This is a genomic window from Archangium sp. (genome assembly GCF_036389735.1).
In the GTDB taxonomy this organism is placed as follows: domain Bacteria; phylum Myxococcota; class Myxococcia; order Myxococcales; family Myxococcaceae; genus Archangium.
Genome location: NZ_DASVWK010000337.1, coordinates 1 through 8009, shown reverse-complemented (window position 1 = coordinate 8009; position 8009 = coordinate 1). Strand labels below are relative to the sequence as shown.

Sequence of the window (8009 nt, the reverse complement as noted above, 5' to 3'; positions counted from 1 at the left end):
TGGCTGGCGCGAGTTGCTGCCTCCTGGCCATTTTGCTCTGTAGCCGTCTCCCCCTTCGAGCCCGGGTTGGGTGAACGAAGTGGCTCCCGGGACGGTGTCCGGGGAAGGTGTCGGAAGATTCGAGCCGGTGATGGGCAACCGCGTGCGCCCGAATAGGGTCGCTCTTGCCGGAGGCTCAGAGCGGCGGGTTCGAATCCCGCCGCCTCCAATAACGGAAGGAGGGGAGGACTGTTGCACCGAGCCTCAAAGGGTGGAGCGCCCGCCAATCTCCGGGAAGCGCTCGTAGGCCCGCTTCAGCGCGTCCAAGTGGGCGGGATTGTCCAGGTCGAGCGGCGCGTCGGTGAGCGGGACAACCCGCCCGTCCGTTGCCGTGCGCCGCGCCCGTGAGCGCAGGTCCGCGTCGCGCGAGGGGTCCGGGAACCCGATGGCTCGTGCGGCAGCGGCAGACCAATAGTTCAGCCATCCCAGGCGATGCTTCAGTTCATGCGCATCCAGGGCCTCTTTGATGGCGAAGCCCACCACTACAACGCCCGTGATGATCACCGCTCCCACGACGCTCTCCGGTGCCGCCAGGACACAGAGCCCAATTCCCACGGCCGCCGCACCCGCTGAGGCAACCGCGCATCTTCCCGTGAGGTCGTGAAACTCGATCCGGTCATGGTCGAGGGCCTGAAAGCACCGATCCACCAGCACGAGCCAGGATTGGGAAGCCTCCTGGACGACGCACCGCCCCCCGTCCCTCCAGGGAAGAGCCGCCGCTCTCTGGAGGTTGGCGAGCCTGGGTTTCCGGGTGCTGGAGTATGACTATGAGGCCCGGAGTTCCTCCGCGGCGGCGAGCACCTCCGCCACCACCGTGCGCACGTCCTCCGGCGTGGTGCGGTGGTTCACGAAGCAGGCGCGCAGGGCGAAGCGCCCCGACAACGTGGCGTTGGACAGGTAGACCCGGCCACGCGCGTTGATGCGGGCCAGCAGCCGCGTGTTGAAGGCATTGCGCTCCTGCTCGGGGAGGCCCGCGACGTAGCGGAAGCACACCGCGCTCAGCGGCACGGGCGCGAGCAATTCCAGTCTCGGCTCCTCGCGCACGAGGGTGGCCAGCCGCTGCGCGTTCTCCAGATCCTCGCGGATGGCCTCCCGGAAGGCCCCGAGCCCGTGGTAGCGCACGGAGAGCCACGGCTTGAGGGCGCGGAAGCGGCGGGAGAGCTCGAGCGACTCGTCGAAGAAGGCGAAGCCCTCCACCGAGTCCGTGCTCATCGTGCGCACGTAGTCACCGGAGAAGGAGAAGGCCCGGCGCGCGGCGGTGGCGTCTCGGTAGAGCAGCACCCCGCAGTCCACCGGCTGGTAGAGCCACTTGTGCGCGTCCATCGATAGCGAATCCGCCAGCCCGAGGCCTTCGAAGCGCTCGGGGACGGCCATGGCGGCCAGGGCCCCGAAGGCTCCGTCCACATGCATCCACAGGCCGTGCCGCCGGGCGATGGCCGCCACGTCCTTCAACGGATCCACCGCGCCGGTGTTGACGGTGCCCGCGGTGGCCACGATGGCCAGCGGGCGCCTGCCGGCCGCGAGATCCTCGGAGATGGCCGCTTCGAGCGCCTCGGGGCGCATCCGCCACTCCGCGTCCGTGGGGACGAGGCGCAGGCTCCTCCGTCCCAGGCCAATCAGGGCCAGGGCCTTGGGAATGGACATGTGGACCTCGGTGGAGGCGTACACCACCCCCGAGGGCGAGCCCTGATCGTTGGCCGGGGCCTTCGCCTCGCGCGCCATCGTCAGCCCCATGAGGTTGGCCATCGAGCCCCCACCCGTGAGGCTCCCGGTGAAGTCCGTGCAGCCCACCGCGGCGGCCAGCCCCCGCACCACCGCGCGCTCCATGCTCACCGCCGCTGGCGCCGAGCGCCACGCGGTGACGTTCTGGTTGAGCACGCCCGCCAGGTAGTCCCCGAGCGCCCCCACTGGCTCCCCGGAACCCAACACATAGCCGAGGAAGCGCGCATTGCCGGCCCGCGTCCCGGCCAGCACCGGGCCCAGCGCGTCGAGGGCGGCATCCTTCAGGCCCTGCTCGGGCAGCCCCTCGGCGAAGAGGGCCTCGGTGGCCGTGCCCGTGGTCGCGGGGGCGATGGCTCGCGCATCCAGCTCCGTGAGCCATTGCTCGGCCAGGGCGGAGAGTCGGTCGGCGAGGCGCCGGAAGTCGGAGGGGGACAGCTCGAGCGGATTCATGCGGTGTTTGTATTACCAGATGCGAGCAGGCGGCCTTGAGGTGCTGCACCTCCAGGGCAGGTGTGGTTCGACGACTTCCAGGTGCGCCCGGTAGGGGCACCGTAGCGCTCGCGCGCAACTTTCACCGCGCCGGCCCCCCGTCACGCAAATCCTGCAGCCCGGAAACACTGTTTCCGGGTGGGGGGCCTTGGCCCGGGAATTGAAATCCCCAGCGAGGCCCGTGAGACAACCCATGCTTTCCCAGCTCCTTCGTTCCACCTCCGGCCGCGTGAAGGCGGCCTCGCTCGCCGCGGTGACGCTATTCGCGCCCGTGGCCTCCCAGGCGGCCACGCCCGCGCCCTACTCACTGCCGTGGCAGCTTCGTCCCACGGCGGCGATCAATGTCGTGCGCTCCGACACGGCCCTGGCGCTGAGCCAGCCCGTGGAGGGTGGCCAGGGCGTCACCGTGGCCTCCATGCTGCTGGCCTCCTATAAGGTGACGCCCCAGTTCGCTCCCTTCGTCCGCCTGGGGGCGGTGCACAACGACCCGGCCTCGGGCCCGTCCGCGTCCTCCTTCGTGAATCCGGCCCTGGGCGGCACCTACGCGCTCGCGCTCAACGACTCGCTGCGGCTGGCCCTCTTCCTGGGCCTCACCCTCCCGGTGGGCATGTCCGGAGGCAACGAGCCGGACGCCGCGGTGGCCGCCGCCACGCGCTCGGGCGTCATGGCCCGCTCCGCCATGGACAACGCCATGTTCGCGGTGAACGACTTCACCGTGTTCCCTGGCGTGGGCCTCTCCTACACCGCCAGCGGCTTCACCGCCCAGGTGGAGGCCACCGTCCTCCAGCTCACCCGCGTCCGGGGCGAGGCCGTGCAGCCGGATCGCTCGAGGACGAACTTCACCTCGGGTCTGCACCTCGGGTACTTCGTGCTGCCGGTGATGTCGCTCGGCGGCGAGGTGCGCTACCAGCGCTGGCTCTCCACTCCCGCCAGCGTCACCTCGCCCGAGCTGCGCGACAACCTCACCGTGGCCGTCGGCCCCCGGTTCCACATCAAGCTGAAGGACGGCCCCACCCTGCGCCCGGGGCTGGCCTACGCCTTCGCGCTCGATGCCCCGATGTCGAAGCTGAAGTACTCCATCGTCCAGCTCGACATCCCCGTCGCGTTCTAGGCCGGGGATTGGGCCCTGGTACAAGGTCGCGTCGGATACAAAACATACAGACCCTGAACGGAAGTCAAGCACTCCGCAAATCGCGCTTCTCCTGTCATTTGTGACAGATGAGGCGTGCGGATGGCTGAAATCATCGACGCCTGAAGGCTCCAACCGAGCGAGGGCGACATGGGTCAGGCCATCAAGAAACGCAACAACGTCCAGGTACTCGGCAGCGGTCGGCAGACGCTCATCTTCGCGCACGGCTTCGGCTCCGAGCAGAGCGCCTGGCGCCACCAGGTGGCGGAGTTCCAGAAGCGCTACCGCATCGTCCTCTTCGACCACGTGGGCTGTGGCGGGTCCGACTTCAACGCCTTCAGCCCGCACCGCTACCGCGGCGTGCACGCCTACGCGGAGGACCTGCTGGAGCTGTGCGAGGAGCTGAAGCTCACCGACGTCACCTTCGTGGGCCACTCCTTCAGTGGAATGGTGGGGGCCCTGGCGGCGCTGGTGGAGCCCCGGCGCTTCCGGCAGCTCGTCTTCGTCAAGTCGACGCCCCGCGTCCTCGATGATCCGGACTCGGGCTACGTGGGCGGCTTCTCCCGGGCGGAGCTCGACACCTTCTTCGAGGCCATGTCGTCCAACTACTACGCCTGGGCGAGTGGCTTCGCGCCGCTGGCCATGGGCAACCCCGAGCGGCCCGAGCTGGGCCAGGAGTTCGCCCGCAGCCTGTCCTCCATGCGGCCGGACATCGCCCTGGCCTTCGCCCGGCTCGTCTTCCAGTACGACCACCGGGGGGATCTGCCGCGCGTGAAGGTGCCCACGCTCATCATCCACGCGGGGGAGGACCTCGCCGTCCCGAACCAGGTGAGCGACTACATGGCCAGGCGCATCCCCCTGGCGAAGATGACGACCATCAATGCTCGCGGGCACCTGCCGCACTTGAGCGCGCCCGTGGAGGTGAACCGGGCCATCGACTCCTATCTCGCCGCCGCGGCATGAGCTTTCGGTTGTTCGCCGCACGAGACGCTCGTGGCCCTGCCCGACTCCGTGCTGCCGGCGTCGCTGGCCTCGCCCCGGCTCTTCGCCCAGGCGCTCGCGCAAGGCCGCTGCCTCTACCACCGCGACTACGCTCGGGTGCCGGGGGCCTCGCGCTTCCTGTTGGCGGAGGGGGCGCGCTCGGTCGCGGTGCTGCCGCTGCGTTGGAGCAGCCAGGGGGACTCGGCTGTCTCCCAGGGCGCCATCCCCGGAGGGGAGGTCAGCCGGTGGCCCGTACGGAGCTGGCGCCGCGATCCACGGCCTGGAGCAGGGTGGGCCAGAAGTGCTCCGCCATGCGCATGTAGCCCACGTCCGAGGGGTGGAAGCCATCGCCCGAGAAGTAGTCGGGGCTGCGCGGCAGCTCCTCGCGGCTGGGGCCGTGGAGGTCCACGCCGAGCAGGCCATGCCGGGCCACCACGCGCGCCACCGCGGCGTTGAAGGCGCTGATGCGCGCGGCGATCAGCTCGATGGGGAGGAAGTGCGTCGCCAGCCGCGCCACGGGCGCGAGTGACATGTCCGGCAGGTTGGCCAGCACCACCGGGGCACCCGTGGCCACGAGGCCCTGGGCGATCTGCTCGAGGTTGGACTCGAACTGGTGGGGCTCCACACCACGCCACAGGTCGTTGATTCCCACGGCCAGCGTCACCACATGGGGGCTGGCCCGGACGGCGCGCGAGAGCTGGCCGGAGAGGACGGTGCCACTGGTGGCGCCGCTCACGGCCACGTTGAGCAGGCCCACGCCGGCTCGGGTGCGGCGCAGCCGCTGGAAGAGGTGTTCCACGTAGCCACCGTGGCGCGCGCCCACTCCGACGGCGGAGGAGTCGCCCAGGGCCACGTATTTCAGGGAGAGTGCGCTCATGAGCGTACTGGCATAGCGACCTGGAGCCGGGTTCGCAGCGGCGAATGCCCGCCCGTCTGGTGGGCGGGGGTCCGAAGGCTGGGCATGGCCACCTGGATGTGCTGCATTGAGGAGAAGATGACCCGTCCCTCGATTGCCTTCCTGGGCTTTGGCGCGGCGCTCCCGGAGCGGGTGCGCACCCATGAGGATCCCCTCTTCGACCGCATCCGCGAGGCGGCCCGGGCACGGGGCGTGTCCGAGGCCTCGCTCTTCTATGGCAACCGCGAGCACCGGTGCCTGGGGCCGGGTGAGTCGTTGGCCTCCCTCACCGCGAAGGCGGGGCGCGCCGCCCTGGAGGACGCGGGCGTGCGGCCGGAGCAGGTGGATCGGCTCTACGGCTCCGTCTTCGTGTCCGAGTTCATCTCCCCCAACGAGCTGTACCAGGTGCACCGGGAGGTGGGCCTGGGCTCGCACGCGCTGGTGGTGCCGGTGCAGACGGACTTCGCCAACTTCCTCATGGGCGCCGTGCTGGCCTGGGAGGCGATGCTCGCCGGGCACTCGGAGCGGGCGCTCGTGGCGGTGGGCGCCGGGTTGACGCGCAACATGGACTACTCGCAGGGTCACGCCTTCGGCATCGGGGACGGGGCCGGCGCGGCGGTGCTCGGGCCCGGGGAGCGCCTCGCCCTGGTGGACTACGCCGCCGACACCTTCAGTGACGAGTACGGGGCCATGACCATGCGCCCCCGTCCCGAGGCGGGCTTCGACCAGCCCGTGTACGGGCTGGAGCCCTCCCGAGGCGTGGAGGCCTTCCTGCACACCGGCATGGACGGGCCGCCGAGGCTCGTCGAGCGGCTGCTGCGCAAGCACGGGCTCACCGGGGACGACATCACCCTCATGTCCCACCAGGCCACGCGCAAGCTGCTCGACCACTGGAACGAGAAGATCCGCCCCCGCGAGTACCTGAACACCCTGGAGGACTCCGGGAACATGGCGATGGCCTCGCTTCCCGTCACCCTGGCCCGCTACCACCGCGAGGTACGCACGAAGTACCTCGTCCTCCTTGGCCTCGGCATTGGTGCGCACCAGCTCGCCCTGCTGGTGCGCGTGTAGGGCGCTACTGCTGGCCGGCGCCGCGCTCCTGCAGTCGCCGCAGGCGCTCCTGCCTGCGCTGCTGCCGCTGCTCCTGCCGCTCCTCGCGATCGGCCTTCCGCAGCAGCTTCACCATCTTCCCGTCGTGACGGGCCATGAAGATGGCGAGCCGAGCCCGCTTCTGGGGAGGCAGGTCCTTCGAGAGCGTCTGGTACATCTCGCGATCCAACGTGGCCAGCTGCGCCCGGGCGTCGAACACCTTCTGCACCGCCTGATCCACCTGCGACTGCACGGACGCGTCTCCGCCCGCCGCCTTGCGGATGACCTGCGCGGACTCGCGCACCTGCTCCATCAGCGGACGCCGGCGCTCGTCGAACTGGCGCATCGTCTCCGCCATCTTCAGGGCCTGGGTCTCGTTGAGTTCCAGCTCCTCGGCGAGCCCCACCACCCGCAGCATCCGCGTGCGCTTCTCCGCGCGCTCGGCCTCGTCACCGTCGTCCGGCGGCGCGGCGAACGTCACGAGGGGCAGCAGGGTGAGGGCCAGCATCGCCATCCGAAAGGGCTTCATCACAGGGCATCTCCAGGGTTGGGATTCGTCAGGTACTCTTCCAGCTCGGAGTCCGGCACCTCGGTGCCGTCCTCGGTCAGCGCGGAATCCGGCTCGGCCAGCTCGAGCTCGTCGGCCAGTGGATCCGCCAGCGCCCATTGCTCCAGCGCGGACGTCGTGTCCTCGGCCGGGTCGGAGGGGCTCGCGAGCGGTTCCACCTGGGTGGCCCCTCGTGGGTCCATGCGGCGCGACACCACCGGCCCCAGCACGAGCAGCACCACGGCGGCCACCGCCAGCAGGGCTCCGGCGGTCCGCATCCGTGCCGCCTGCTGGACCTGGGTCCGGCGCCAGGTGCCCAGCGTCGTCCGAGGCAGCACCGCCAGCACGGCCTGCTCTCGCACGGACGGCGGTGGCAGGGCGGCCAGCCCGAACACTTCGCGCTGGGCCTCCAATTCGTCCCGGCATGCCGCGCAGGACTCCAGGTGCGCACGCAGCCGTGTCTCCTCCGCGGGCTCCAGCGCCCCCGCGGCATGAAGGGTGAGCAGCTCGTCCTGGTCTCGGCAAGCGGTCATCGGGGGCCCTCCTCGGGCGTGTCCGCCACCTGCGCCCGCAGGCGCTTCACGGCGTGATGGAAGTTCACCTTCGCGTTCGTCTCGGTGATGCCGAGCGTCTCGGCGATGTCGCGGAAGCCCAGGCCCGCGTCCACCCGGAGCGTCAGCACCTCGCGCTGGCGGCGGGGCAGGGCGAGCACCGCCGCACGCACCCGCCGCTCCCGCTCGGCGCGCTCCAACGCCTCGTGCGCGGACTCGTCCGGGGCCTCGGGCTCCGATGCCTCCACCCGCTCCACCCGGCGCCAGCGCATCCCCTGGCGGGCATGGTTCTTCGCCAGGTTCAGCGCGATGCGGACCAGCCAGGCGCGGAAGGGGGTGGGGCCCGAGAAGCTCCAGCGGGAGAAGACCCGGTGCGAGGCCTCCAGGGCTCGCAGGAACGCCTGCTGGGCGAGGTCCGCGGCATCCTCGGGCCGGGACGTGTAGCGGCGCATGAGGGAGAAGACGAGGGCCCGGTGTCGCTCCACCAGCGTGCCGAAGGCCGCCTCGTCACCGGCCAGGAAGGCGCGGCAGAGCGCCTCGTCACTCGGCTCGGTAGTGGCTTCCGAG

The 8009-nt window shown here is 70.5% G+C and carries 8 protein-coding genes and 1 pseudogene; 3 read left to right on the top strand and 6 right to left on the bottom strand.

What is annotated here, in order from left to right; translation table 11 throughout:
* Nucleotides 1-243: 243 nt before the first annotated feature.
* Nucleotides 244-792 (bottom strand): annotated as a pseudogene (locus VF794_RS11850) (DUF5953 family protein); the annotation flags it as partial.
* A gap of 12 nt (nucleotides 793-804) precedes the next feature.
* Entirely contained in the window at nucleotides 805-2211 is a 1407-nt protein-coding gene (locus VF794_RS11845) for a pyridoxal phosphate-dependent decarboxylase family protein (RefSeq protein WP_331109788.1), read from the bottom strand.
* Between the two features lie 232 nt (nucleotides 2212-2443).
* Here VF794_RS11845 and VF794_RS11840 point away from each other — a divergent pair, with 232 nt between their 5' ends.
* Both VF794_RS11840 and VF794_RS11835 read left to right on the top strand, forming a co-directional pair.
* Complete coding sequence (locus tag VF794_RS11840; protein ID WP_331109786.1) at nucleotides 2444-3361, top strand: hypothetical protein; 918 nt, start codon at nucleotides 2444-2446, stop codon at nucleotides 3359-3361.
* A 168-nt stretch (nucleotides 3362-3529) separates the two neighbouring features.
* Entirely contained in the window at nucleotides 3530-4342 is an 813-nt protein-coding gene (locus VF794_RS11835; protein WP_331109784.1) for an alpha/beta hydrolase, read from the top strand.
* A 256-nt stretch (nucleotides 4343-4598) separates the two neighbouring features.
* Here the strand turns inward: VF794_RS11835 and VF794_RS11830 are convergent, their stop codons facing one another.
* Nucleotides 4599-5237 (bottom strand): SGNH/GDSL hydrolase family protein, encoded by a 639-nt coding sequence (locus VF794_RS11830; RefSeq protein ID WP_331109783.1) that lies wholly within the window; start codon nucleotides 5235-5237, stop codon nucleotides 4599-4601.
* Between the two features lie 117 nt (nucleotides 5238-5354).
* On the opposite strand from VF794_RS11830, the gene VF794_RS11825 reads away from it, so the two are divergent.
* Nucleotides 5355-6326, top strand: a complete 972-nt coding sequence (locus tag VF794_RS11825) for a 3-oxoacyl-[acyl-carrier-protein] synthase III C-terminal domain-containing protein (RefSeq protein ID WP_331109781.1) — start codon at nucleotides 5355-5357, stop codon at nucleotides 6324-6326.
* Between the two features lie 4 nt (nucleotides 6327-6330).
* On the opposite strand, the gene VF794_RS11820 is transcribed toward VF794_RS11825, so the two are convergent.
* The 3 genes from VF794_RS11820 to VF794_RS11810 all read right to left on the bottom strand — a co-directional run.
* Nucleotides 6331-6873 (bottom strand): hypothetical protein, encoded by a 543-nt coding sequence (locus tag VF794_RS11820; protein ID WP_331109779.1) that lies wholly within the window; start codon nucleotides 6871-6873, stop codon nucleotides 6331-6333.
* Nucleotides 6873-7424 (bottom strand): anti-sigma factor family protein, encoded by a 552-nt coding sequence (locus VF794_RS11815; protein WP_331109777.1) that lies wholly within the window; start codon nucleotides 7422-7424, stop codon nucleotides 6873-6875. The genes VF794_RS11820 and VF794_RS11815 overlap by 1 nt, the downstream gene beginning before the upstream one ends.
* The coding region (locus VF794_RS11810) for a sigma-70 family RNA polymerase sigma factor (RefSeq protein WP_331109775.1) at nucleotides 7421-8009 on the bottom strand (589 nt) is incomplete at its 5' end. The genes VF794_RS11815 and VF794_RS11810, both read right to left, overlap by 4 nt.

Bases quoted from the DNA above. Each gene is read 5' to 3' on its own strand.
- VF794_RS11845 (WP_331109788.1), bottom strand. From the start codon at position 2,211: ATGAATCCGCTCGAGCTGTCCCCCTCCGACTTCCGGCGCCTCGCCGAC.
- VF794_RS11840 (WP_331109786.1), top strand. From the start codon at position 2,444: ATGCTTTCCCAGCTCCTTCGTTCCACCTCCGGCCGCGTGAAGGCGGCC.
- VF794_RS11835 (WP_331109784.1), top strand. From the start codon at position 3,530: ATGGGTCAGGCCATCAAGAAACGCAACAACGTCCAGGTACTCGGCAGC.
- VF794_RS11830 (WP_331109783.1), bottom strand. From the start codon at position 5,237: ATGAGCGCACTCTCCCTGAAATACGTGGCCCTGGGCGACTCCTCCGCC.
- VF794_RS11825 (WP_331109781.1), top strand. From the start codon at position 5,355: ATGACCCGTCCCTCGATTGCCTTCCTGGGCTTTGGCGCGGCGCTCCCG.
- VF794_RS11820 (WP_331109779.1), bottom strand. From the start codon at position 6,873: ATGAAGCCCTTTCGGATGGCGATGCTGGCCCTCACCCTGCTGCCCCTC.
- VF794_RS11815 (WP_331109777.1), bottom strand. From the start codon at position 7,424: ATGACCGCTTGCCGAGACCAGGACGAGCTGCTCACCCTTCATGCCGCG.